The organism is Streptomyces sp. NPDC111744 (genome assembly GCF_055634995.1).
On sequence record NZ_JBVKCG010000005.1, the window covers coordinates 156,965 to 180,348 of the forward strand.

Genomic DNA, 23,384 nt, shown 5'->3' on the forward strand with positions numbered 1-23,384 from the left:
CCCGGTCAGGCCGCCACCGCTTTGACTTCCCGTGCCGGCAGCGACCTGCGGAGCTTGCGCAGGGCGCGCCGCAGGAAGGTGTTGGCCGCGTCTTCGCGGTAGCCCTCGACCGCGCGGGCCTCTCGGGGTTCGGCGAGGTAGACCCAGTCGGGGACGCCGGCCGTCCTGGAGCGGAAGTGCGGGTAGGCGAGGTAGACACGGGTGCCGCGCTTCTCCAGGACGGCCCCGGCCTGTTTCTTGGCGCGCACGAACTCGACGACGTCCAGCAGGAGGTCGGGGCGCTGTACGGCGACCAGGTGAAGTCGCAGCCGTTCGTGGACCCTGAGGCGGCGGGCGATTTCCGGATTCCAGTGGGCGTCGACGAGCGGCTTCGCCAGTTCCATTTTGTTCCGGCGTACTTCGTCGCTGTCCTTGAGGAACCTGGGACCGAACTGCGGGAGCAGGGTGACCAGGAACGGCCGGACCATGAGCGCGTCGCGACGCGGTCCGGCCGGGACCATGTCGGCGATCAGGTTCATCAGGGCGCGTGCCGAGTCGAAACGGAGGGTGTGGCTGCCGCTCCGGGTGACGTGTTTGCCGTCCTCGCGACCGACCAGGTAGTAGCAGGGGTAGTCGGCGACCACGGAGACACCGTCGGCGCGCAGATAGGCCTCCATGGTGAACAGCGCGTCCTCGCCGGTCCACAGGGACTCGTCGAAACGCATGTCGTGCTGTTCGAGAAAAGCGCGGCGGAACAGTTTCTGCGCGCTGAGCGTGAACTTGATGTTGGAGGAGAAGACGTCGGTACGTTCTAGCGTTCTGCCCCACATGGACCGCGGGGGTTTGCGGTTGATCCCCTCGACCTTGCCGAGGACGACGTCCGTGTTGTTCTTGTCGGCCATGGCGACCATGCGCGCGAGGGCTTCGGGGCCGAGACGGTCGTCGGCGTCCAGGAAGAACACGTACCGGCCGGTGGCCTTGGCGAGGCCGACGTTGCGGGGGCCGCTGGGGCCGCCGGAGTTCTCCTGCCGGATCACGGTCACCGGCATGGTGGCGCGGGCCGCGAACTCCTCCAGGTACTCCCCCGTGCCGTCGGTCGACCCGTCGTCGACCGCGATGACCTCCAGGCGTGCCGGGTCGAGGGTCTGGCGCTCCACGGAGGCCAGGCATTCGACGAGATACGGCATCGCTTCGTACGCCCCGATGATCACAGTCACATCAGGCTGCGCAACGACGGTCACGTTTCCCCCTAGTCAATGGCGCGTTCCCCCTGCGTCGCCTCGATCGCAACGCTTTAGACGGCCGGTTCCCACAACCGGTTGCCTCAGGGAGAGCTGTCCGTGGCCCATCTCACATGACGAACAGCCAGCCGTGCGGTGTACAGCGGGTTACGTCGAGATAGTACGGACGTGAGGTAAGAGGTGCTCACCGGAGACCGCGAAGCGCTGGTAGAAGAGGCGGCGCGAATGGCTGAGCAAAGTTAAGAAGACGAGAGTGCGGGGACGCGGCCGAGGGGCTGGGTCCCGGAAGTTCTTCCGGGACCCAGCCCCTCGGCGTGGTTGTGCGAGCGGTCAGCCGGTGATGGTGCCTTCGGCCTCGCCGGCGGCCTTCACCGGGTCTCCGGGCAGCAGTTCGGCGAGTTCGGCCGCCTCGGGGTCACCGGCCGCGATCAGGGCCTCCTGGCCCAGGTTGCGGGTCTCGGCCTTGCGGGCGAGCGCGGCGACCGCGGCGTTGAACTGCTCGATGGAGGTCGGCTCGTCCGGGCCCAGCAGATACCGCTTGAGTTCGTCCCGGTCCCCGGCCAGCGGGTCGGCCGACGGATCGCGTACGGCGTCCAGCAGGGCGTCCAGTTCCTTGGCGCTGTTGGAGAGGATCACGGCGGCGCGTACAGCGGTGTTCGCCCGCTTGAACTCCTCCGCGCCGACTTCGGCGGAGTCGGTGACGGCGTACGGCTTGCCGCTCGCGATGAAGTCCGAGACGACGCTGGAGATGTCGGAGACCATCGCGTCGGAGACGTTGAAGCAGTCGTACAGGCGCGGTTCGGCGCCGGTGATGACCCGGTGCTCGTGGTCGGGGAAAGAACGCCAGTGGGCGTCGTTCCACTCGGCGCGCAGCCGGGCGATCTCCTCGTACTTCTTCAGGTCGACGACGTCGTCCCGGCTGGCCTCGGCCTCGTCGCGCTTCTCGTCGCCGGTGCCGGTCAGCTCGGCCAGGCGGGTCTCGATACGGGTCAGCTCGGCCCGCGCCGCCGCCTGGGCGGCCGTGTCGGTGGTGAAGCGGGCGTCGGCGGCTCGCTGGGCGGCGGCCTTCTCGACGAGGGCGGTGACGCGCCGGTGGGCGGCGGCCGCAGCGGCGCTGACGGTGCCGGTGAAGGGGTGCGGCTTGTAGAGGACGCGGACCGGCGGGTCGGCCTTGACCAGCTTCTTCACGATGTTCTCGCCGGCGAGTACGAGGGAGGTGTTGCCGGGGTTGCCGTCCCAGCCCTCCCAGGTGGGCGCGTAGAGGACGGTGGGACAGCGTCCATCGGCGGCGGCCCTGTCGCGAGGGCCGGCGGGAAGGTCCGGCCGGCTCTGGATGGGGGCCAGCTGCGGGCGGCCGACCTCGACGATGTCCTCGTCGCGGACACCGACGTCGGCAAGGGCGTAGCGGTCGCGGCCCGCGCGGCCGGCGGTCCACACCTCGTCGTAGGCCTTGCTGAACGGGTTGACGCTGGCGAGCTTGTCGCTGTCGCCGTGGCCGATGAAGACGTGCTTCATGGTGGGGACGCGCAGCAGGTGGATGTTCTTGCCGACGTTGGCCGCGTAGAGGGCGACGCGGACCGTGGAGAGGTCCAGGTTCATCAGGTGCACACCGCCGGGCACGCAGATGACGGGGACCGTGGTCGGGGCGAGGTTCTGCAGGATGACCCGCTCGCGCAGCAGGACCAGCGGGCGGGACTCCAGCTGTTCCATGGTCTCCAGCCACATGTTGACCTGGTAGGCGGAGTCCTTGGAACCGGAGAAGTACAGGACGGTCTCGGGCTTGTACCGGCCCAGCCAGTCGTCGACGGCGGCCAGCGCGGTGTCGTGGTCCGGCGGGATCTTGCGGCCGCGTACGTACGGCATCAGCACCAGCACGTACAGGCTGCCCAGGGCGAGGGTGATCCCGATGCCGACGGAACCGGCGACGGCGTTGTCCGTCATCGCCGAGACCAGCAGGCCGACGACGGCCGTGAGGTCAAGGTGGAGCATCTTCTCGGCGGAGCGGTCGAGCAGGCCGCGCGGCGGGGCGTCCGGGATGCGGATGCGGGACTTCAGGTCGACGTTGCGGGTGGCGACCGGCATCCTGCGGCGATTGCGGATCAGGGTGACCAGTGCGCCGTGCGGGGCCTGCAGGCCGTAGAAGGCGATGAAGCAGGCGATCGCACCGTAGAAGACCAGGTCGTTCGAGAGTGACATCCGGGCCAGCAGCAGGATCAGCAGCAGCTGCCGGATCAGGAAGCGGATCGACAGGCCGGCCCGGACCTTGCTCAGGCGGTTGACGAGGTAGCTGCCCTTGCGGTGCAGGTAGTGGTCCGCCAGGTACGTGACGGCGGCCGCGGCCGCGAAGGCGTAAACGCTCGGGACGAGCGCGGCGACCATGAGCACGGGGAAGCCCAGCATCATGAGTGCCGCCGCGGCCAGCTCGGCCGCGCTGCCCACCCGGGCGACGCGAATAGCGGTGGATATCACGGAGAACCTTTTGCTGACAAAAAGGCCTGAATTTGACCTTGCGGACAATCTGGGAGGTTGTCGATCTGAGAGGTTGTCGAGCGGGGATTTTTACGGTTCAGGCCCCTGTGATTGCTCCGCGAACGCGCAGCCACAGAGGCCTGAATTACAGATGTCTAATGGACGTCGATTATGCCACGCCGTCCTGTCGGTCCAGGACACTGGCCAGCGCCTGCTCGAAGCCGTCGGCCAGGCCGGCGGCCGCCGTCGGGTCCTGCTGGCGGACGTCGATGACATGGCCGGTGAGTTCGGACAGCAGCACGTCGAGCGAGGTGCGGGCGACGGCCTCGGAGGAGAGCAGCGAGCCCGTCGGCTCCTGGCCGAACGCCTTGGTACGCATCGGGGTGGCGGTGCGCTCGGGGTTGACGCAGTTGACGCGGATCGCGTCGCCGGCCCACTCGTCGGACAGGGCCTGGGTGAGGTTCACCATGGCGGCCTTGGTGGAGGAGTAGAGGCTGTACTCGGCGCGGCCGCGGGTGTAGCTGCTGGAGGTGTAGAGCAGCAGCTGGCCCTTGGTCTCGGCGAGGTATTTGTAGCTGGAGCGGGCGATCTGCACCGGGGCCAGGTAGTTGACCTTCAGCGCCTCCTCGATGGTGGCGTTGTCGGTCTCGGCGAGTTTGCCGATGCGCAGCACGCCCGCCGTGTTGACGACGTAGTCGATCCGGCCGGTCTCGGCGTACGCCTTGGAGAGCGCGTCGTCGACCTCCTCCGGGTTCTCGACGTGGGTGCCGGTGGTGGAGCGGCCCAGCGCGTAGACGTTCGCGCCGTAGGACTCGGCGAGTTCGGCGATGTCCTTGCCGATGCCGTAGGAACCGCCGAAGATCACCGCGGTCTTGCCGGTGAGCAGCTCGCGGTAGGCGTCCTCGTCCTTCTGCTCGGGCGCGGCCGTGGAGCCGAGCTGGAAGAGCTTGTCGGCGATGAAGACGTCGACGGGCTGAGTGACCTTCATGTTGTACTCGTCGCCGGCGACGACGTGGATCGGCACGTCCGGCAGGTACTTGAGCACGACGGTGCAGTCGTCGGTGGCCTGGAAGTTGGGGTCGCCGTCGGCGACTTCGTAGGCCCGCTTGATCGTGGACAGCTTGAACGCCTGCGGGGTCTGGCCGCGGCGCAGCCGGGAGCGGTCCGGGATCTCGGTGATGAACTCGCCGTCCTCGCCGTGTGTCCGCGTCACGATGATGGTGTCGGCGGACGGGATGGCGACGTCGACGGCCTGGTAGCGCTCCAGCGCTGCCACGCAGTCGTCGATGACGCGCCGTGACAGCAGGGGGCGTACGGCGTCGTGGAAGAGGACGTTGAGGTCCTCGCCCTCGGCCAGGCCCTCGCCGAGCGCCTCGATGGCGCGCTCGGTGGTCTCGTTCCGTGTGTTGCCGCCCTCGATGATCTTCTTGACCTTTGTGAACCCGGCCTTGGCGACGATCTTCTCGATGTCCGCGACATAGCCCGGCGCCATCAGGACGATGACGTCGTCGATCGAGTCGGCCTTCTCGAAGGTGGTCAGGGTGTGCTCGATGACTGCCTTGCCGGCGATCTTCAGCAACTGCTTGGGGATCGACAGACCCACCCGCTGACCGGTGCCACCGGCCAGGATGACTGCGGTGGTTCGGGGCTTGGCTATGTGCTGGGACACAGGTGACCTACCTTGGGGCATCAGGGAACCAGGAAATGGTCCCACTTCCGGTAACCGCAGTGCAAGGTGAGTGCCGCCCACTGCATACGTGCCCGCAACCTTTCATTCACCTTGCATCGCCGACGACGGCACCTTGCATCGCTGGTGATGGGCGTCGCCCGTCGGACGTCCGGGCAAGTTCCGTGAATTTGCTGTGAGTAACTACACAGGGCATTCCGATTGCTGTGCGTGACGCTCGGCACGTCTCGGCAGAGCAAAGCCATGCGGCCAGGACGACTTAGCACAGCCAAGCCGTCCACTCGCAGGACCCGCTCCCCGCCGCCGCAGCTTCTGACCCGCTCACAGCCGCCGCAGCTTCTTCAGACACCGGTGCCCCAGCACCCGTACCAGTTCCTTCGACGACGTCTGGTGCACCGTGCGGGCCTTCACCTCGGCGGTGTGGCGGACCGGTACCGCGGCCGCCGCGGCGAGTGCGCCGTACAGTGCCTGGGCGGCGACCTCCGGTGCGATGCGGGGCTCGCCGGCGGCCGGACCGCCGGCCGGTTCACGTTGCTCGGGTATGGCGGAGAGCAGTGACGGGTCGCCGATGACGCGGACGCCCATGGTGCCGATGCGTTCCACCATCTCGGCGCCGATGCGGCCGGCGGCCTCGACGGCCCAGTCGGGGGTGGAGATCTTCACGTCCTCGGCGGTGGGACTGCACGTGTTCTTCATATGCATGACGGCGCCGTTGCGGACGAGCTTGGAATAGAGCTCGTCGGGCAGTCCGTTGCCGCGGAATTCCACGTTGAGCTTTCGCAGCATTTCGGTCTCGGCGAGGGTGAGGGAGCGGTTCACCGTGTCCGGGACGGGCCGGAGCAGGTTCTCGGGCAGTCCGAGCAGCGTTTCGAAGGTGCGCATCAGGCTGTCGCGGTCCCGGTCGTCGACCACGACGACGGTGATCCGGTCGGAGCCCACCGCGCCGATCCAGCGTTCGACCAGCCGGTCGTGCCGGTGCCGGCGCCAGAAGCTGGGGTTGGGCTTCTCATAGGGGCCCTTGCGGAGCATGTGGTCCAGCCAGTCCTCGTACCCCATGCGCAGCCCGTTCTGCACGTACTGCTGCCACTGCGAGGGCATGATCCGGGCGATCGGGCGCAGGGTGACGAGGACATGGACGCGGTCGCCGCCGAGCTGCTCGACGATGCGGGCGACAGTCTCGTCGTCGGGGGCGTCGGCGAAGAACTCGCTGCTGATCACCGAGGTCCGGGATCCGGTGGCCTCCACCTGCTTGAGCAGCCGCGTCCAGTGCTTCTCGGTGGGCGCAGTGTCGCCCATCATGGCGGGCCGGGCGCAGGCGGCGAGGGCGGCCTCCATGGGGTGCCGGGTGCTCGCCGGGAACTCCACGCCGTGCTCGGGCAGCCTGTCCTTCGCGGCGAAGAGTGCGCCCTGGATGGCCGTGGTGCCGGTCTTGTGGGGGCCGATGTGCAGCAGGCGGGTGCCGGCGGGCAGTGCGGCAAGGGGACCGATGGGGCCCATGGAACCTATCGGGGCGTTGTTCACCGGGGCCTCGCCTCTCGTGCAGTCCGTCTCCATGGTTAACGAAAGGTAAGACGTTTACCTTAGGTTCACCTGAGAGAAGCCTGGGACACAGATGAGTCCCAGGCCCCCGCTACACGGACTTGGCTGTCGGCGCGTCCGGTTCGCTCGTCAGACGACCTGTACGCCCGGTCGGTCCGCCTCGACGCGCAGGGTGGCGAAGGTGCTCGTGGTGGCCTGCGGCTTGACGACGGTGTCGACGACCCGCACACGTGCGTCGATGCCGTCGCGGCGGATGTCGAAGGAGCAGGGCCTGTTCTTCATGATGGCCGACCCGGATCTGAAGGCTCCGGCCGTGGCTGCCCGGGACATCGCGGCGACCGCCGTACGACTGCTGCTCGACGGCACCTGGACGAGGTCCGGCGAGGTCGCCTGTCTCGGTCCCGAGGATCTGTCGCCGAACGACATGGCCCGGATCGCCTCCGAGGTGCTGGGCACCGAGGTCGGCTACCGGCAGGTCACCGGCGCGGCGTTCAAGGAGCGCATGACCGGCTTCGGGATGACCGAGGGATGGCACAGGGAATGGTCGACATGTTCGAGGCGAAGAACAGGGGCCTGGACAACGCCGAGCCGCGCACCGCCGAGCCGACGACGCCGACGGCGTTCCGGCAGTGGTGCGAGGAGGTCCTCAAGCCGGCCGTGACGGCCTGAGAACCCGCGGTACCGCAGGCCTCCGCGGTACCGCAGGCCCCTGCCCCGTCACTCCTCGAACGGGTCGAAGTCGCCGTACTCCCGCAGCGACTCGTCGCGCTCCGCCTGGCGGTCGCGGCGGCGCTGTACGGCGGGGCGCTGTTCCTCGAAGCGGTGGTCCTCGCCGCGGCGGCCGAGCATCTCGGCACCGGACATCATGGACGGCTCCCAGTCGAAGACGACGGCGTTGTCCTCGGGGCCGATGGCGACGCCGTCGCCGCTGCGGGCACCGGCCTTCATCAACGCCTCTTCCACGCCGAGGCGGTTGAGGCGGTCGGCGAGGTAGCCGACGGCCTCGTCGTTGGTGAAGTCGGTCTGGCGGACCCAGCGTTCGGGCTTCTCGCCGCGCACCCGGTAGAGGCCGTCGTCCTCCAGGGTGACGGTGAAGCCGGCGTCGTCCACGGCCTTGGGCCGGATGACGATCCGGGTCGCCTCCTCCTTGGGCTTGGCGGCGCGGGCCTGGGCGACCAGCTCGCCGAGCGCGAACGACAGCTCACGCAGGCCGAGGTGGGCGACCGCCGACACCTCGAAGACGCGGTAGCCGCGGGCCTCCAGGTCGGGGCGGACCATGTCGGCGAGGTCCTTGCCGTCGGGGACGTCGGTCTTGTTGAGGACGACGATCCGGGGCCGGTTGTCGAGGCCGCCGTACTGCTTGAGCTCCTCCTCGATGACGTCGAGGTCGGAGACGGGGTCGCGTTCGGACTCCAGGGTGGCGGTGTCCAGGACGTGGACGAGGACGCTGCACCGCTCGACGTGCCGCAGGAACTCCAGGCCGAGGCCCCTGCCCTGGCTGGCGCCGGGGATGAGTCCGGGGACGTCGGCGATGGTGTAGACGGTCGAACCGGCCGTCACCACGCCGAGGTTGGGAACGAGGGTGGTGAACGGGTAGTCGGCGATCTTCGGCTTGGCGGCCGACAGCACGGAGATCAGCGAGGACTTGCCGGCGCTGGGGTAGCCGACCAGGGCCACGTCGGCGACGGTCTTCAGCTCCAGGACGATGTCCTGGAGGTCTCCGGGCTCGCCGAGCAGGGCGAAGCCGGGGGCCTTGCGGCGGGCGCTGGCGAGGGCCGCGTTGCCGAGGCCGCCGCGGCCGCCCTGGGCGGCGATGTACGAGGTGCCGTGGCCGACGAGGTCGGCGAGGACGTTGCCCGCCTTGTCGAGCACCACGGTGCCGTCGGGCACCGGCAGGACGAGGTCCTGTCCGTCCTTGCCGGCCCGGTTGCCGCCCTCACCGGGCTTGCCGTTGGTGGCCTTGCGGTGCGGGGAGTGGTGGTAGTCGAGGAGAGTCGTCACGGACTGGTCGACGGTCAGGATGACGTCGCCGCCCCGGCCGCCGTTGCCGCCGTCGGGGCCGCCGAGCGGCTTGAACTTCTCCCGGTGAACGGAGGCACAGCCGTGGCCTCCGTTACCCGCGGCGACGTGCAGCTCGACGCGGTCCACGAAGGTGGTCATGGTGGGGTGCCTCCAGTTACTTACGGGGTGATACCTATGTCAACACGCGAAAGGCGGACCCGCCTTCCCGATCGGGAAGTGAGGTCCGCCTCGCGAAACGTTCGGTTGAGCCGTGCAGTCATAAAACCTTCAGAAGACCTGAAGACTCCGAGACTTGGGACTCAGGCGACCGGAACGATGTTCACGACCTTGCGGCCACGGTGGGTACCGAACTCCACCGCACCCGGCTGCAGCGCGAACAGCGTGTCGTCGCCGCCACGGCCGACGCCGGCACCGGGGTGGAAGTGGGTGCCGCGCTGGCGGACCAGGATCTCGCCCGCGTTGACGACCTGACCGCCGAAGCGCTTCACGCCGAGGCGCTGAGCGTTGGAGTCACGACCGTTACGGGTGGACGATGCGCCCTTCTTGTGTGCCATCTCTCCTCAGTCCCTTACTTCGCAGCCGCGGGGATCTCAGTGACCTTGATCGCCGTGTACTGCTGGCGGTGGCCCTGGCGACGCCGGTAACCGGTCTTGTTCTTGTAGCGCAGAATGTCGATCTTCTGGCCCTTGTGGTGGTCCACGACCTCGGCCTGGACCTTGATGCCGGCCAGCACCCACGGGTCGCTGGTCACGGCCTCGCCGTCGACAACGAGCAGGGTCGAGAGCTCGACCGTGTCGCCAACCTTGGCAGTGGAAATCTTGTCAACCTCAACGATGTCGCCGACAGCAACCTTGTGCTGGCGACCACCGCTGCGCACGATGGCGTACACGCGGATCTCACTCTCTCGCTCGGGAACGGCACCCCCGCAGTCCAGCCGTCCGTCACGCGGGCGGCCTCTCCGGAACACCGTGTGCTCCGGAGGAAGAGGTTTACGGGGATGTGGCACGTCCTCATATTCATGGACACGCCGACGGTCAAGGTTACGGGGCGGTGGCCGAGGGGGTCAAACCGGGCCCCGGGAGATGTGGGGCCGGTCACTCCGGACAGGCCCCACACCCGGGCGTCAGCCCTCGTCGGAGGCGGTGGTGACCGTGCTGGTCTTCTTCGCCGTCGACTTGGCGGCGGCCGTCTTGGCGGTCTTGGCCGCCTTCTTGGCCGTCGTCTTCTTCGCCGTCGTCTTCTTGGCCGCGGTCTTCTTCGCGGCCGTCTTCTTCGCGGCGGTCTTCTTGGCAGCCGTCTTACGGGCCGTCTTCTTGGCCGGAGCGGCCTCCTCGACGCCCTCACCGGCGGCCTCGGCAGCCTCACCGGTGACCGGCGTCCGCGGCTGCTCGGCGGCCTCCGCCGACGGTACGACCACGACGGCGGCCTCCTCCGACGCGGTCGGCGCGGTGGCCTTGCGCACCGCGCGGCGGCGCGGCCGGGCCGGGGCGGCGCTCTCGGCGGACGCGGCCGCCTCGGGCTCCTCCGCCGTCTCCATCACCGGCTCCGCCACCGGTCCGGCCGCCGGGGCGGTCTCGGCGACGACGGTCACCACGGCCGTCTCGGCCCCTGCCGGGGAACCGGCGGGCGCCGACACCTTCCGGGTGGCACGGCGACGGGTACGGCCCTTGGACGCGGTCTCCTCGGCGGCCGGAGCCTCGGGGGCCTCCTGGACGACCGGGTCCTCCACGGCGACCGGCTCGGCGTGCGCCTCGGCGGCCGGCTCCGGCAGCACCTCACGCCCGGCCTCCACGGCGGCCGGTACGGCCTGGGCGTTCGGCGTCTCGGCCTCGGCGGCCCGGTTGCGGCCCGCGCGCTCCCTGGGCGCCCCGGCCGGAGCCGAGGCCCGGCGGCTCGCCCGGCGGCGGGTACGGCCGCGGCCGGCCGCGGCCTCCGCCTCCGCGACGCTGCTGTACAGCTCCTCGTCCGGCGTGAACTCGGGGGCGGGCAGCGCGATGGGCCCGGCGGCCTCGGCCGCGACCTCCGCCGCCGTCTCGACGGCCTGGACGGCCTCGGCGTGCTCGACGGCCCCGTCGGCCACGGCCGCGTGGGTCTCGTGCACGTCGTGGTCGTGCTCGTGTCCGTCGCCGCCGCGCCCGCGCTTCTTGCGCTTGCCGCCGCCACCGCCGCCGGAGCTGGGCTGCTCCATGTGGACGATGACGCCACGGCCGTTGCAGTGCACGCAGGTCTCGGAGAAGGACTCCAGCAGGCCCTGCCCGACCCGCTTGCGGGTCATCTGGACGAGCCCCAGCGAGGTCACCTCGGCCACCTGGTGCTTCGTACGGTCACGTCCGAGGCATTCGAGCAGGCGGCGCAGCACCAGGTCGCGGTTGGACTCCAGGACCATGTCGATGAAGTCGATGACGATGATGCCGCCGAGGTCGCGCAGCCGCAGCTGGCGGACGATCTCCTCGGCCGCCTCCAGGTTGTTCCTGGTGACCGTCTCCTCGAGGTTGCCGCCCTGGCCGGTGAACTTGCCGGTGTTGACGTCGATGACGACCATCGCCTCGGTCCGGTCGATGACCAGCGAACCGCCGCTGGGCAGCCAGACCTTGCGGTCCAGGGCCTTGGCGAGCTGCTCGTCGATCCGGTAGGTGGCGAAGACGTCGACCTCGGAGGTCCACCTCGACAGCCGGCCCGCGAGGTCGGGGGCGACGTGCGAGACGTAGCCGTGGACGGTCTCCCAGGCCTCGTCACCGCTGACGACGACCTTGGAGAAGTCCTCGTTGAAGATGTCGCGGACGACCCGGACGGTCATGTCCGGCTCGCCGTACAGCAGCGTCGGCGCGTTCGAGCTGCCGCCGTTCTTCGACTTCTTCTGGATCTCCTCCCACTGCGCCTGGAGCCGTTCGACGTCGCGGCGCAGCTCGTCCTCGCTCGCGCCCTCGGCGGCGGTGCGCACGATGACGCCCGCGTCCTCGGGGACGATCTTCTTGAGGATGGTCTTCAGCCGGGCCCGCTCGGTGTCGGGCAGCTTGCGGCTGATGCCGGTCATCGAGCCCTCGGGGACGTACACGAGGTAGCGGCCCGGGAGGGAGACCTGGCTGGTCAGACGGGCGCCCTTGTGTCCGATCGGGTCCTTCGTCACCTGGACGAGGACGGACTGGCCGGACTTCAGGGCGGCCTCGATCCGGCGGGGCCCGTTGGCCATGCCGAGCGCCTCGAAGTTGACCTCACCGGCGTACAGGACGGCGTTGCGGCCCTTGCCGATGTCGATGAAGGCGGCCTCCATCGAGGGCAGCACGTTCTGGACCTTGCCCAGGTAGACGTTGCCGACGTACGAGGTGGCCTGCTCCTTGTTGACGTAGTGCTCGACGAGCACGCCGTCCTCCAGGACGCCGATCTGGGTGCGGTCGCCGTACTGGCGTACGACCATCACCCGCTCGACGGCCTCGCGGCGGGCGAGGAACTCGGCCTCGGTGATGATCGGGACGCGCCTGCGGCCCTGCTCGCGGCCTTCGCGGCGGCGCTGCTTCTTGGCTTCCAGACGTGTGGAGCCCTTGATGGACTGCACCTCGTCGGACGGCTCGGACGGCTTGCGGGGCTCGCGGACCTTGACGACCGTGCGCTCCGGGTCGTTCTCGCCGGGCTCGGTGTCGACGGAGGTGTCCCCGGCGCGACGCCGGCGGCGACGGCGACGACGGCTGCTGGAGGAGCCGCCGGCCTCGTCGTGGGCGTCCTCGTCGTCCTCTTCCTCCTGTTCGGCGGTGTCCTCGGCGTCCTGCTCGGCCTGCTCCGCGGCCAGCTCGTCGCTGTCGGCGTCAGCGCCCTCGCCGTCGCCGGCGTCACCGCGGCGGCGGCGACGGCCACCGCGGCGGCGACGGCGGCGGGAACCGGCTTCCTCGGCCTCGTCCTCACCGTCTCCGTCGGCGGCGTCCTCGATGTCCTCGGCGGGCTCCTCCGGCTCCTCGGTCTCGTCCTCGGCGGCGGGTGCGGCGGCCGGGGTCTCCTCGGCGGCACCCCGGCGGCGGCGCCGGCGGCGCGAACCGGTCTCGGCCTGCTCGGCCTGCTCCGGCTGGTACGGGGCGAGTTCCTCGGGCTCCTCCGCTCCGGCGGCCACGGCGGCGGCTTCGGCGGCGGCGCGCTCCGGGGTCTGGAACTTCGGCTCGGTGAACACGGGCGCCTGGAACACGGCCACGGCGGGCCGGGCGGGGCGGCGCTGCGACTCCTCCTCGGCGGGCGTGGCCGCGGCGGCGGGCTCGGAGAACCCGATGGCGGCCTGTCGCACGACCCGGCGCCGGCGCCGCGGTGCCTCGGTCTGCGGCTCCTCGGCGGCGGGGGCCTCGGTGGCGGAGGTGACGGCCGGGACCTCGGCGGCCTGCGGCTGAGCCGCGGCGGGGGCTTCGGCGGCGGCCTCGGGCGCGCCGGCGGGTGCGGCGACCCGACGGGTGGCACGGCGCCGGGTGCGCGGCGCGGGCGCGCTGGGCTCCGCCTCGGGGGCGGGGGGGGCCTCACCGCTCTCGTCGACGGCCTTGACGGCCTCGGCGGTTTCCACGGCTTCGGTGGTCTGAGCGACGGTCTCGGCCGTCACCGGGTTACCGGCGGGCGCCGACGCGCGGCGGGTCGCCCGACGGCGGGTACGCGCCGCGGGCACGGTCTCTTCATCGGTTGCGGCGGCCTCGGAAACCGGAGCAGCTTCGGAGACCTCAGGGGCCTCGGTGGCCGCGGAGGTCTCGACGGCCTCTTCCTTCTCGGCCGCCTCGGTGGGCGTGGAGACGCGTCGCGTGGCACGCCGGCGCGTGCGGCGCGGTGCGGCCTCCTCGTCGCTCTGTGCGGCGGTCTCGACGGCCTCGGCCGCGGGCGTGGCCTCGGCGGGCTCGGCGGCGGTCACGGGAAGGACGGTCTCGGCGGTGTCGGCGGCCTCGGCTCCCGTCGGGGAACCGGCGGGTGCCGAGGCCCGGCGGGTCGCCCGGCGGCGGGTACGCGCTGCGGGCACGGCCTCCGCGGCCTCTTCCGTGTCCGTCTCCTCGGCAGCCTCTGCGGGCTCCGAGAACGACTCGGCGGCCGGTATGGCCGGCGTGGTGACCTCGGCCACGGCCTCGCTCGCCTCGGTCGCGGCGGGCGGTCCCGCGGGGCGGGACGCGGCACGGCGACGCCTGCGCGGCGGCAGGGTGTCGCTGGGGGTGTTCAGTTCGGAGCCCTCGGTGGGCTCGGTCGGTTCGAGCATGCGGGCGGTTCTCCCGTCAGGCTCCCGGGCGCCGCGCCTGGTCCGGCGTCGTTCGGTTCGAGCGACCGCCGGTGACGTCCACGGCTCGCGCGATGCGCGGTGCCGCCGTGTGGGGCGCGGACGCCGCACAGGAGCTCTCTGTGTCCTGTCTCGCCGGTTCCGTACGCCTTGTCGCGGACGGCCTGGCGAAAGTCTTCTGGTCGGTGCGCTGCCCGACCCAGGTGGCTCCCGAGTACGAGGGCGGCGCTGCGACGTACGTCCTTCGCGGGACCTTCCTTACGCCGACGCCGTCGCGGCGGCAGCGGGTACGGCCTTCGAGAGGGCCTCCACTGCCTCGCGGTCGGGCGCGAGCGGGTCGGTCACCGTGCCGGTCTCTTCATCGAGCAGCCCCTGCGCCAGCCTGGTCACCGCTGCGGGGACCGGCGGCGCCAGGTCGGCCACGGCGCGGAGACCGGACAGGACGTCGTCGGGTCGTACGGCAGGCGTCACGTGCCGAACAACCAGCCGCAGTATCGCACAGGGCTGGTCGCTCGGCCTATCAGCCGTTTCATTGTGCGTTTCAAGTTGTACGACCGCGGGGCGGGCGTCGAAGGTCCGTACGCCGTTCTTGGTCATGCGCTGGACCTCGACGGCCTCGGCCGAGTTGAACGCGGCGACGGCCTGTGCGGCCTCCGCCGGGTCCAGGCCGGCCAGCCGCAGCTCCCACACGGAGGCGGTGAGCCGGTCGGCCAGTCCGGACGTCCGTGCCTCGACCGCGTCGACGATGTCGAGCCCGGTGGGCAGGGACTCGTCGAGGAGGACGCGCAGTCGCTCCGGGTCGCGGGCCGCGGTGAGCGCGATCTCCAGATACTCGGCCTCGCTGCCCGTGCCGGTGGGTGCGGCATTGGCGTACGACACCTTCGGGTGCGGGGTGAACCCCGCCGAGTAGGCCATCGGCACCTCGGCGCGGCGCAGCGCACGCTCGAAGGCGCGCTGGAAGTCACGGTGGCTGGTGAACCGGAGGCGGCCGCGCTTGGTGTAGCGCAGTCGGATGCGCTGCACCGCCGGTGCGGGCGGCGGGCCTTCGGGCTGTCGCTTGCCCAGTGTCGTCAGTCCTTCGCGATTCTCGTCTCGTGAGAGCAGCAGCCGTACCGCGGGGGCCGTGCTGCTGTGTACTTCTATCCATCAAGAGTACGTGTGTCGCGGCCTACGGGTTCCCGGCGGTCCACGGCCGCCGGCCGGCCCGGCTCGCCGAACAGGGCGCGGCGCAGGTCGGCGCGGGCCTGGCGGACGGCCCGTCCGGCGGCACGTGCGACCTGCGCGGCGGGGTGCAGCACGAGGTCGCGTACGACGTGTCCGACCGGGGTGAGAACGGTCCGGTAGAGCCGGCGCACCGGTTCCAGGAAGATCCACCGGAAGAGGGTTCCCAGAACCCGTCCGGCGGCGCGTGCGACGTGTCCGGCGGCCCGCCAGGCGTGACCGAGGGCGTCCCGGATCTCCTTCAGGACGATGCCGAGGACATGGCCGACCGGGGTGAGGGCCCAGCGCCACAGGGCGACGGCGGGCAGGACGAGGAGCACGCGCGCGATCCAGTACAGGGCGCCGAGGAGCTGCTCGAACACCCAGGCGACGGCTTGGGCGACGGGCGTCAGGAGCCACACCACCGCATGGCCGATCGGGGTGAGCACGCGCGCGTGGAGCCACCCGAGGGCGTGACCGAGGGGGGTGAGCAGGTAGCGGTACAGCCAGATCAGCGGGACGACAAGGAGCACGTGCAGGAGCCGGCCGATGGTGCGGCCGGCGGGGGTCAGGACGTACCGCCAGAGGAATCGTGCGACCGGGACGACGGGGTGGCGCCACAGGAACCGTGCGCCGGCCCCGAACGCGTCCCAGAGCAGGCGTACCGGCAGCACCACCAGGAACACGAAGATTCGGACGGGGATCCTGATCGCTACGACGAGACACCCCTCGGGGTGCTGCGCCTGCGGTTGTGGGCGCCGCTGCGTCTGTTTTTGCATGTCCATGGCCGAAGAGACGCTATCGCGTGCCACGCGGATGCGATTCGGCCGCCCTTGATCACCGAACGGCGGCGACACGGTAACGGTTGACCCGCACACGCCAATCTGAATGGATCCGGCCAGGGCGGCTTGATTTGCTGAGCACCAGCGAAATCTTGAACCATTCTTGATCCTTGGGGGACGAGTAATGAACTGGTACGTGGACGTACTGAAGAAGTACGCGGTGTTCAGCGGCCGTGCGCGCCGGCAGGAATACTGGATGTTCTTCCTGTTCAACCTGATCATCAGCATCGTGCTGGCGGTCATCGGGCGGGTCATCGGGTTCGCCGCCCTCGGCGCGATCTACAGCCTGGCGGTCTTCCTGCCGGGCCTCGCGGTCGCGGTCCGCCGACTGCACGACACCGGCCGTTCGGGCTGGGCGATCCTGGTCGGCATCATCCCGCTGGTCGGCTGGATCTTCGTGCTGGTCTGGCTCGCCTCCGACAGCAAGCCGGAGCAGAACCAGTACGGCGACAACCCGAAGTACGAGCCCGCCGTCTGACCTGCCGTCACCTCGTGGCCCCGCCGGATCCGTCCGGCGGGGCCTTCGCCTGTCTATGAGGCCGCGGACGACCTCTTGTTGCGTTCCGCCTGGAGGTGCAGGACCAGGAAGAGGACGCGGAGGAGGTCGTCCGGGAGGGTGTGCAGGTCCTTGGGGAGCACGATACGGCGGGGGCGGCTGCCGAGGGCGTGGTACGACACGGCGAGCGGGCCGATCGCGCTCGCCCGGCCGCTGAACCTGGGGTGTTCCACGGGGTACGGCCCGATGCGGCGCGGAATCCCGGACCAGGCGGCGCACTCGACGTCCCACGTCCCGAACGTCCTCGGGACGCTGCCGAGGCGGCCGTACCCGATCTCGATGTCGCCGATCCACCGCAGCCGGCTGCCGAGCATGTCGTACTCCAGCGGATGCGGCCCGAGCGCCTGAGGCCTGCCGCCCCACCGACCGTAGGTCAGTTGGACGTCCCCGATGAAGCGGAGTCTGCCCAGCAGGTCGTAGCCCAGTTCCAGTTCCATGCCCGCCAACTCCCCCGCGTGTCGCCGGCCTTCGGTCTCCCCGATTGTGCGGCCGGGCCGGTGCACCTTCCATGGCGGTCGTGTCACGGTTTCACCGCAGGCTGTCGCGCACCGGAAGAGGGACGGGAATCAGCGTCGGGGCAGCACCCCGGCCGCGACGAGCGAGTCGTACAGCCTCTGCTGTTCCTCGTCGAGCCCGGAGTACAGCATGTCGTACGCCTCCTCCTCACCGCGCATGCTCTCGACGGGATCCCAGTCGGCGCCGAGAGCCGCCATGACGTGGGCACGCCGGGTCAGCTCGTGCCCGGTGAGATCGACGGCGAAGTCGACCGGTTCGACGGGAAGGGCGGCATCAGGACTGGACATATGACCGAATTTAGGCAGGGGGGTCGCCCCGCGACAAGAGTCCGTGGGACACGTCACAGCAGGTCATCGGTGCATTGCGTGGGCCTCCTGCGAAAATCGGGGTCCGCGCTGTGGTCCGAGGAGATGCCATGCAGGTAGCCGTACTCACCTTCGACGGATTCAACGAACTCGACAGCTTCATCGCCGCCGCGCTGATCAACCGGTGCCGCAAGGACGGCCTGGAGGCCTTCATCACGACACCGACGCCGGTGGTCACGTCGATGAACGGCGTCGAGGTGTCCGGGCAGCGCCCGATGGAGTTCGTGACCGAAGCCGACGTCGTGCTGGTCGGCAGCGGAGTGCGGGCACGGGACGTGGTCGCCGACGACCGGCTGATCTCCCGGCTGCGGCTCGACCCCTCCCGGCAGCTGATCGGCGCGCAGTGCTCCGGCGCGCTGGTGCTCGCCCGGCTCGGTCTGCTGGACGGCATGCCCGTCTGCACGGACCGCAAGACCCGGCCCTTCGTCGAGGCGTCCGGGGTCACCGTCCTGGACACGCCGTTCCACGCCGAGGGGAACATCGCCACGGCCGGTGGCTGCCTGGCGTCCCAGTACCTCGCCACGTGGGTGATCACCCGGACTCTCGGCGAGGACGCCGCCCGCGGGGTCCTCGACTACGTGGCCCCGGTCGGCGAGAACCAGGAAACGGTCGACCGCGCCCTGCGCGCCGTCCGCACGGCCGAGACCGCACTGAGCTGACGGCAGCCGAAGCTCAGAGCGTAAGGCCCTCTCGCGCCACCGGAAGGTGCGGGGCCGCGCTGTACGGCGTTGGCGCGGTACGGCGCCGGCGGGGCACGGCACGGTCAGGTTCGGTTCGATCCGGAACCGCCGCAGGACGTCGGGGGCAGCAGGGCGCTGCCGCGCCGGCCCTGTCTCCGAAGCACCGGATCACGCGGGCGGTTCCGTCCCGGCCTGCTCGCTCGCCATGTACCGCGCGTACCAGTCCGGCCAGTTGGGGTCCTCCGCCCCGGTGCGGGCCTCGTGCTCGCCGTGCGCCGCCGTGGCCCGCCGCAGGGCATCCGCCAGGTCCTCGGCCGAGGCGAACGAGGTGGCCGCGGGATCCAGCCGTCCCGGCAGCCGGTCGGTGACCTCCTGCAGGAGCCAGCCGTTGCCGTCCGGGTCGCTGAACGACAGGAAGGAACCGTAGCTGCCGTGGTGCGGTTCGGGACCGGGCACCCGGGCGTCACCGTCGGCGTGGTGGAAGACACCGCCGGCGTCGTGGAACACCTCACTCGGGTCGGCGCCGTGCCGCGCCAGCTCGTCGTGGGCGGTGTCGATGTCGTCGACGACCAGGTGCAGCCCCCGGGCCGAGCCGGGCGCCTGCTCGGTGACCGACTCGCCGAAGATGACCGACGCCGGGGAACCCGGTGGGGTCACCTGCACCACCCGGAACTCCCCGTCGGTGGCGACGTCCGCGTCGAGCCGCCAGCCCAGCGCCGTGTAGAAGTCCCTGGCCCGGTCCACGTCGGACACCGGCACCACGACGACCTCGAGTTTCATGTCCATGGCTTGCACTTCCCGTCTCGGATGGGACACCGGCGACGACCGGACCCGCGGTACGGCCGGTCAGTGCGCGAGGAGCTGCTGGCCGCCGTCGATGTCATAGGTGGCGCCGGTGAGGGCGTCGTTGACCATGAGGTGCACCGCGAGGGCGGCGACGTCCGCCGGACCGACCACCCGCCCGATGGGCAGCGTCCTCCTCAACTCCTCGCGTCGCGCTTCGAGTCGGTCGCCCAGCAGGGAGGCCGACAGCGGTGTGTCCACGAACCCGGCCGCGATGAGGTTGACCCGGATCGGCGCGACCTCCAGCGCCAGGTTGGCGGTCAGTGCGGGCAGCGCCGCGGTGAGGGCGCCCGTCACCGCCATCCCGGCCGCGGGCCGCCGGCCGCCCGTCCCGCCGATGAACAGCAGCGTTCCGCCGGCCCTGACCTTCCCCCGGCTCGCCCGCGCCACCGCCAGCACCATCGCGAGACGACCGCCGAAGTCCCGCGCGGCCTCGGTCAGATCAAGCTCGTCGAGAGGGGTGTACGACGGGCTGCCCGCCGTGACCAGCACATGGTCGACCCGCCCGGGCAGCTCCCCGATGAAACGCTCCAGCCGTTCGGTGTCGTGGGCGTCGAAAACAGCCGTGCTCAGCGGATGCAACTCCTGCGCGGCCCGCTGGAGCCGCTCGGCGTTGCGCGCCACGAGCACCAGCTCACCACCCGCCGCCCGCACCTGCCGCGCGGTCTCCAGACCGATGCCCGCGCTGCCGCCCACCACCACGACCGTCTGGCCGCCCAGTTCGCCGGGCGCGCCGCCCCGCTCATCACCGCTCACGACCGTCACCTCCGTTCTCCCGGGAGCCTTCGCCGGCGCCGCCGCCCGCCGTCCGGACGAACTCCTCGGTGGTGACGACGGCATGGGCGTACAGGGGTGCGTTGAGGTCGAAGGTCGCGGTCATCTCCTCCCAGCTGAAGGAGGCGATGGCATCGCGGACGAGGGTCACGTGGTACCCCAGCTCCTGGCCGTAGCGGGCGGTGGTGTCCACACAGGTGTTGGCCCGCATCCCGATCAGCACGATTTCTGTCGGGGACAGGTGGTCCCAGGTGGCGTAGTCGCTCGGCGTCGTCCGATGATGAGGCACGACAAAGACACGAAATCCCTGGCCACGGGCCGTTGCGAGTACGGTCCGCATATGGTCGGGCAGGCCTGCGCCCTCCGCCACCTCCTTCGCCCGGGGCCACAACTTGCCGCCTTCGGAAAGGAAGTCGTTGTAGGGGTCGACGATCAGAAGAGCGGTTTCGTCCAGCGAGTACCGCACTTCGGGGCTCTCAGCAGTCATGGACGGTTCCCAACTGGTCAGCGACCGGCCTCCGCCACAGCCCGCCGACTCAGAAGACCCAGTCTGTCACTCCCCCGGCGGAACGGCATCCGGACCACCTCCCCGTGATCACGTGATCAGGCCAGGTGATCAACCGCGGGAGGGCGACGGCGTGACCAGCGTCTGCGCCTGGACGTCACCGACCAGGAGACCGTCGACCAGGCGATTCGGCAGGCCGGCGAGATCGACGTACTGGTCAGCAACGCCGGCACCACCATCCGGGCGCCACTGGAGAGCGTCCCGCTCCCGGAGTTCGATCAGCCCTTACAGCTCAACACCCTGGGTGCGCTGCGCGTGACGCAAGCCGTGCTCCCCGCGATGCGGGAGAGAGGCGCGGGCCGCCTGGTCTTCGTCTCCAGCATCCAGGGCCGCCTGGTACTACCGCTGACAGGCCCCTACGGCGCCGGCAAATGGGCGCTGGAGGCACTCGCCGAGACGCTCGCCATCGAGACGGGCCACCTCGGCGTCAAGGTGAGCATCGTCCAGCCCGGCGCGGTCTCCTCGGGCGGCGCCGAACGCGCCAAGGTGTTCCTCAAGGAGAACGACCCCTACAGCCCGCTGTACGAGTCACTGGGCGCCCTGCGCGGCGAGGCGGTCACCCCGGAGGACGTGGCCGTCACCGTGGCGCAGACGATCGAGCGGCCCGACCCACCGCTGCGCGTACCGGTAGGCCCACCCGCCGAACAAGCCCTACGGGCCCGCAAGCAAGCCCCGGAGGACAAGCCCTTCCTCCTGACCGAGATCAACTGGTAGCCGACCGCCGGGCAAGATCCACTCTGCGGCGCTCCCGGCTGACGTCCATGAGGACGACGTTTTCGCTCTCCCCCGCCAGCGCCTCAACCACCCGATCGAGTGCCTCGCTCACGTCAGTGCGTGTGACCGGTCGGAGTCGGCGTCGGACCCGCGTTCTTGACCGTAAGGGGCAGCAACTTCTTGCCGGTCGGGCCGATTTGAATGGCCGTGTCCATCTGCGGACACACCCCACAGTCGAAGCAGGGCGTCCAGCGGCAGTCCTCGACCTCCGTCTCGTCGAGGGCGTCCTGCCAGTCCTCCCAGAGCCAGTCCTTGTCGAGGCCCGAGTCGAGGTGGTCCCAGGGCAGGACCTCCTCGTACGTCTTCTCACGCGTCGTGTACCAGTCGACGTCCACGCCGAAGGCGGGCAGCGTCTTCTCCGCGCAGGCCATCCAGCGGTCGTAGGAGAAGTGCTCGCGCCAGCCGTCGAAGCGGCCGCCGTCCTCGTAGACCGCGCGGATCACCGCGCCGATGCGGCGGTCACCGCGGGAGAGCAGGCCCTCCACGATGCCGGGCTTGCCGTCGTGGTAGCGGAAGCCGATCGAGCGGCCGTACTTCTTGTCGCCGCGGATCTTGTCCCGGAGCTTTTCGAGGCGCGCGTCCGTTTCCTCTGCGCTCAGCTGCGGGGCCCACTGGAAGGGGGTGTGCGGCTTGGGGACGAAGCCGCCGATCGAGACCGTGCAGCGGATGTCGCCCTGGCCGGAGACCTCGCGGCCCTTCTGGATGACGTTCATCGCCATGTCGGCGATCTGGAGGACGTCCTCGTCGGTCTCCGTGGGCAGGCCGCACATGAAGTACAGCTTCACCTGGCGCCAGCCGTTTCCGTAGGCGGTGGCGACCGTGCGGATCAGGTCCTCTTCCGAGACCATCTTGTTGATGACCTTGCGCAGGCGTTCCGAGCCGCCCTCGGGGGCGAAGGTGAGGCCGGAGCGGCGGCCGTTCCTGGTCAGCTCGTTCGCCAGGTCGACGTTGAAGGCGTCGACACGCGTGGAGGGGAGGGAGAGGCCGATCTTGTCTTCCTCGTAGCGGTCGGCCAGGCCCTTCGCGATGTCGCCGATCTCCGAATGGTCCGCGGAGGACAGGGAGAGCAGGCCGACCTCCTCGAAGCCCGTCGCCTTCAGGCCCTTGTCGACCATCTCGCCGATGCCCGTGATCGAGCGCTCGCGCACGGGGCGGGTGATCATGCCGGCCTGGCAGAAGCGGCAGCCGCGCGTGCAGCCGCGGAAGATCTCCACGGACATGCGCTCGTGGACCGTCTCGGCCAGGGGGACGAGCGGCTGCTTCGGGTACGGCCATTCGTCCAGGTCCATGACGGTGTGCTTGCTGATCCGCCACGGGACGCCCGACTTGTTGGGGACCACGCGCGCGATACGGCCGTCCGGCAGGTACTCGACGTCGTAGAACGCCGGGATGTACACCGAACCCGTCTTCGCCAGGCGGAAGAGGACCTCTTCGCGGCCACCGGGGCGGCCCTCCGCCTTCCACTCGCGGATGATCTTCGTCATGTCGAGGACGGCCTGCTCGCCGTCGCCGATGATCACCGCGTCGACGAAGTCGGCGATGGGTTCGGGGTTGAAGGCCGCGTGGCCGCCCGCCAGGACGATGGGGTCGTCCAGGCCGCGGTCCTTCGACTCCAGGGGGATGCCGGCCAGGTCCAGGGCCGTGAGCATGTTGGTGTAGCCGAGTTCCGTGGAGAAGCTAAGGCCCAGCACGTCGAAGGCGCCGACCGGCCGGTGGCTGTCCACCGTGAACTGCGGGACGCGGTGCTCGCGCATCAGCGCCTCCAGGTCCGGCCACACGCTGTATGTGCGCTCGGCGAGGACGCCCTCCTGCTCGTTGAGGACCTCGTAGAGGATCATGACGCCCTGGTTGGGCAGGCCGACCTCGTATGCGTCGGGGTACATGAGTGCCCAGCGGACGTCGCAGGACTCCCATGGCTTGACCGTGGAGTTGAGCTCTCCGCCGACATACTGGATCGGCTTCTGCACATGCGGGAGCAGAGCTTCGAGCTGCGGGAACACAGACTCGGCGACCTGGGCGGCGGCTTCGGCAGGCATCTCGCGGACCTTTGTGAGCTGACATGGGTGACCATCCAGACTAACGCGCCCGGCGGTGTCCCCCGTACGCCC

Annotated in this window: 21 protein-coding genes; 4 read left to right on the plus strand and 17 right to left on the minus strand. The window is 70.2% G+C overall.

Translation table 11 applies throughout. The annotated features are described in order from the left end of the window. Window positions 1-5: 5 nt before the first annotated feature. From ACZ7OO_RS13425 to ACZ7OO_RS13445, 5 genes are all read right to left on the minus strand, one after another. On the minus strand, window positions 6-1,166 hold the full coding sequence (locus ACZ7OO_RS13425) for a glycosyltransferase family 2 protein (RefSeq protein WP_471504923.1): 1,161 nt from the start codon (window positions 1,164-1,166) through the stop codon (window positions 6-8). Window positions 1,167-1,550: 384 nt separating this feature from the next. Then, the gene (locus ACZ7OO_RS13430) at window positions 1,551-3,659 is read right to left on the minus strand and encodes a hypothetical protein (protein WP_471504924.1); all 2,109 of its coding nucleotides are present in this window, start codon (window positions 3,657-3,659) and stop codon (window positions 1,551-1,553) included. Window positions 3,660-3,858: 199 nt separating this feature from the next. Beyond that, window positions 3,859-5,358 carry a D-ribitol-5-phosphate cytidylyltransferase gene (locus ACZ7OO_RS13435; RefSeq protein ID WP_471504450.1) on the minus strand — a complete coding sequence of 500 codons (1,500 nt, stop codon included), beginning with the start codon at window positions 5,356-5,358 and terminating at the stop codon, window positions 3,859-3,861. Between the two features lie 339 nt (window positions 5,359-5,697). Further along, window positions 5,698-6,930, minus strand: coding sequence for a hypothetical protein (locus ACZ7OO_RS13440; RefSeq protein ID WP_471504452.1), 1,233 nt, complete (start codon window positions 6,928-6,930; stop codon window positions 5,698-5,700). A gap of 114 nt (window positions 6,931-7,044) precedes the next feature. Next, window positions 7,045-7,371, minus strand: a complete 327-nt coding sequence (locus ACZ7OO_RS13445) for a hypothetical protein (RefSeq protein ID WP_471504943.1) — start codon at window positions 7,369-7,371, stop codon at window positions 7,045-7,047. A 72-nt stretch (window positions 7,372-7,443) separates the two neighbouring features. Here ACZ7OO_RS13445 and ACZ7OO_RS13450 point away from each other — a divergent pair, with 72 nt between their 5' ends. Then, window positions 7,444-7,584 (plus strand): hypothetical protein, encoded by a 141-nt coding sequence (locus ACZ7OO_RS13450; RefSeq protein ID WP_471504454.1) that lies wholly within the window; start codon window positions 7,444-7,446, stop codon window positions 7,582-7,584. Window positions 7,585-7,632: 48 nt separating this feature from the next. Here ACZ7OO_RS13450 and obgE read toward each other — a convergent pair whose 3' ends face one another. The 6 genes from obgE to ACZ7OO_RS13480 all read right to left on the minus strand — a co-directional run bounded on the left by obgE (window position 7,633) and on the right by ACZ7OO_RS13480 (window position 16,146). Beyond that, on the minus strand, window positions 7,633-9,075 hold the full coding sequence (gene obgE, locus ACZ7OO_RS13455; protein WP_471504456.1) for a GTPase ObgE: 1,443 nt from the start codon (window positions 9,073-9,075) through the stop codon (window positions 7,633-7,635). Window positions 9,076-9,236: 161 nt separating this feature from the next. Next, the gene (gene rpmA / locus ACZ7OO_RS13460; protein ID WP_020940020.1) at window positions 9,237-9,491 is read right to left on the minus strand and encodes a 50S ribosomal protein L27; all 255 of its coding nucleotides are present in this window, start codon (window positions 9,489-9,491) and stop codon (window positions 9,237-9,239) included. Between the two features lie 14 nt (window positions 9,492-9,505). Beyond that, complete coding sequence (gene rplU / locus ACZ7OO_RS13465) at window positions 9,506-9,826, minus strand: 50S ribosomal protein L21 (RefSeq protein ID WP_030217740.1); 321 nt, start codon at window positions 9,824-9,826, stop codon at window positions 9,506-9,508. A 234-nt stretch (window positions 9,827-10,060) separates the two neighbouring features. Then, complete coding sequence (locus ACZ7OO_RS13470) at window positions 10,061-14,143, minus strand: Rne/Rng family ribonuclease (RefSeq protein ID WP_471504458.1); 4,083 nt, start codon at window positions 14,141-14,143, stop codon at window positions 10,061-10,063. Window positions 14,144-14,419: 276 nt separating this feature from the next. Further along, window positions 14,420-15,184 carry a TIGR03936 family radical SAM-associated protein gene (locus ACZ7OO_RS13475; protein WP_471504460.1) on the minus strand — a complete coding sequence of 255 codons (765 nt, stop codon included), beginning with the start codon at window positions 15,182-15,184 and terminating at the stop codon, window positions 14,420-14,422. Between the two features lie 116 nt (window positions 15,185-15,300). Then, window positions 15,301-16,146: a hypothetical protein gene (locus tag ACZ7OO_RS13480; RefSeq protein ID WP_471504462.1), complete on the minus strand. Its 846-nt coding sequence runs from the start codon at window positions 16,144-16,146 to the stop codon at window positions 15,301-15,303. A 181-nt stretch (window positions 16,147-16,327) separates the two neighbouring features. On the opposite strand from ACZ7OO_RS13480, the gene ACZ7OO_RS13485 reads away from it, so the two are divergent. Beyond that, window positions 16,328-16,681, plus strand: coding sequence for a DUF805 domain-containing protein (locus ACZ7OO_RS13485; RefSeq protein ID WP_471504464.1), 354 nt, complete (start codon window positions 16,328-16,330; stop codon window positions 16,679-16,681). A 53-nt stretch (window positions 16,682-16,734) separates the two neighbouring features. Here the strand turns inward: ACZ7OO_RS13485 and ACZ7OO_RS13490 are convergent, their stop codons facing one another. Together ACZ7OO_RS13490 and ACZ7OO_RS13495 are read right to left on the minus strand one after the other, a co-directional pair. Next, window positions 16,735-17,196: a hypothetical protein gene (locus tag ACZ7OO_RS13490; RefSeq protein WP_471504466.1), complete on the minus strand. Its 462-nt coding sequence runs from the start codon at window positions 17,194-17,196 to the stop codon at window positions 16,735-16,737. A gap of 129 nt (window positions 17,197-17,325) precedes the next feature. Further along, window positions 17,326-17,562 (minus strand): DUF6400 family protein, encoded by a 237-nt coding sequence (locus ACZ7OO_RS13495; RefSeq protein WP_471504468.1) that lies wholly within the window; start codon window positions 17,560-17,562, stop codon window positions 17,326-17,328. Between the two features lie 128 nt (window positions 17,563-17,690). Between ACZ7OO_RS13495 and ACZ7OO_RS13500 the strand changes: the two genes are divergently transcribed. Continuing rightward, on the plus strand, window positions 17,691-18,299 hold the full coding sequence (locus tag ACZ7OO_RS13500) for a DJ-1/PfpI family protein (RefSeq protein WP_471504469.1): 609 nt from the start codon (window positions 17,691-17,693) through the stop codon (window positions 18,297-18,299). A gap of 189 nt (window positions 18,300-18,488) precedes the next feature. On the opposite strand, the gene ACZ7OO_RS13505 is transcribed toward ACZ7OO_RS13500, so the two are convergent. Genes ACZ7OO_RS13505 through ACZ7OO_RS13515 form a run of 3 tightly spaced genes read right to left on the minus strand, consistent with a single transcriptional unit; the run spans window position 18,489 to window position 20,424 of the window. Then, window positions 18,489-19,106 (minus strand): VOC family protein, encoded by a 618-nt coding sequence (locus tag ACZ7OO_RS13505; protein WP_471504471.1) that lies wholly within the window; start codon window positions 19,104-19,106, stop codon window positions 18,489-18,491. Window positions 19,107-19,166: 60 nt separating this feature from the next. Continuing rightward, on the minus strand, window positions 19,167-19,919 hold the full coding sequence (locus ACZ7OO_RS13510) for an SDR family oxidoreductase (protein ID WP_471504473.1): 753 nt from the start codon (window positions 19,917-19,919) through the stop codon (window positions 19,167-19,169). Then, window positions 19,909-20,424 carry an isochorismatase family protein gene (locus ACZ7OO_RS13515; protein WP_471504475.1) on the minus strand — a complete coding sequence of 172 codons (516 nt, stop codon included), beginning with the start codon at window positions 20,422-20,424 and terminating at the stop codon, window positions 19,909-19,911. Before ACZ7OO_RS13515 ends, ACZ7OO_RS13510 begins: the two co-directional genes overlap by 11 nt. 168 nt (window positions 20,425-20,592) lie before the next feature. Here ACZ7OO_RS13515 and ACZ7OO_RS13520 point away from each other — a divergent pair, with 168 nt between their 5' ends. Continuing rightward, window positions 20,593-21,216 carry an SDR family NAD(P)-dependent oxidoreductase gene (locus ACZ7OO_RS13520; RefSeq protein WP_471504926.1) on the plus strand — a complete coding sequence of 208 codons (624 nt, stop codon included), beginning with the start codon at window positions 20,593-20,595 and terminating at the stop codon, window positions 21,214-21,216. 113 nt (window positions 21,217-21,329) lie between these two features. Here the strand turns inward: ACZ7OO_RS13520 and ACZ7OO_RS13525 are convergent, their stop codons facing one another. Then, the gene (locus ACZ7OO_RS13525; protein ID WP_471504477.1) at window positions 21,330-23,312 is read right to left on the minus strand and encodes a TIGR03960 family B12-binding radical SAM protein; all 1,983 of its coding nucleotides are present in this window, start codon (window positions 23,310-23,312) and stop codon (window positions 21,330-21,332) included. Window positions 23,313-23,384 lie beyond the last annotated feature (72 nt).

Excerpts from the sequence above, each read along its gene's own strand:
- ACZ7OO_RS13490 (WP_471504466.1), bottom strand. The coding sequence starts at position 17,196 with ATGGAACTGGAACTGGGCTACGACCTGCTGGGCAGACTCCGCTTCATC.
- ACZ7OO_RS13480 (WP_471504462.1), bottom strand. The coding sequence starts at position 16,146 with ATGGACATGCAAAAACAGACGCAGCGGCGCCCACAACCGCAGGCGCAG.
- ACZ7OO_RS13515 (WP_471504475.1), bottom strand. The coding sequence starts at position 20,424 with ATGACTGCTGAGAGCCCCGAAGTGCGGTACTCGCTGGACGAAACCGCT.
- ACZ7OO_RS13495 (WP_471504468.1), bottom strand. The coding sequence starts at position 17,562 with ATGTCCAGTCCTGATGCCGCCCTTCCCGTCGAACCGGTCGACTTCGCC.
- ACZ7OO_RS13440 (WP_471504452.1), bottom strand. The coding sequence starts at position 6,930 with ATGGAGACGGACTGCACGAGAGGCGAGGCCCCGGTGAACAACGCCCCG.
- obgE (WP_471504456.1), bottom strand. The coding sequence starts at position 9,075 with ATGACCACCTTCGTGGACCGCGTCGAGCTGCACGTCGCCGCGGGTAAC.
- ACZ7OO_RS13425 (WP_471504923.1), bottom strand. The coding sequence starts at position 1,166 with ATGCCGTATCTCGTCGAATGCCTGGCCTCCGTGGAGCGCCAGACCCTC.
- ACZ7OO_RS13470 (WP_471504458.1), bottom strand. The coding sequence starts at position 14,143 with ATGCTCGAACCGACCGAGCCCACCGAGGGCTCCGAACTGAACACCCCC.
- rpmA (WP_020940020.1), bottom strand. The coding sequence starts at position 9,491 with ATGGCACACAAGAAGGGCGCATCGTCCACCCGTAACGGTCGTGACTCC.
- ACZ7OO_RS13505 (WP_471504471.1), bottom strand. The coding sequence starts at position 19,106 with ATGGACATGAAACTCGAGGTCGTCGTGGTGCCGGTGTCCGACGTGGAC.
- ACZ7OO_RS13525 (WP_471504477.1), bottom strand. The coding sequence starts at position 23,312 with ATGCCTGCCGAAGCCGCCGCCCAGGTCGCCGAGTCTGTGTTCCCGCAG.
- ACZ7OO_RS13450 (WP_471504454.1), top strand. The coding sequence starts at position 7,444 with ATGGCACAGGGAATGGTCGACATGTTCGAGGCGAAGAACAGGGGCCTG.
- ACZ7OO_RS13500 (WP_471504469.1), top strand. The coding sequence starts at position 17,691 with ATGCAGGTAGCCGTACTCACCTTCGACGGATTCAACGAACTCGACAGC.
- ACZ7OO_RS13485 (WP_471504464.1), top strand. The coding sequence starts at position 16,328 with ATGAACTGGTACGTGGACGTACTGAAGAAGTACGCGGTGTTCAGCGGC.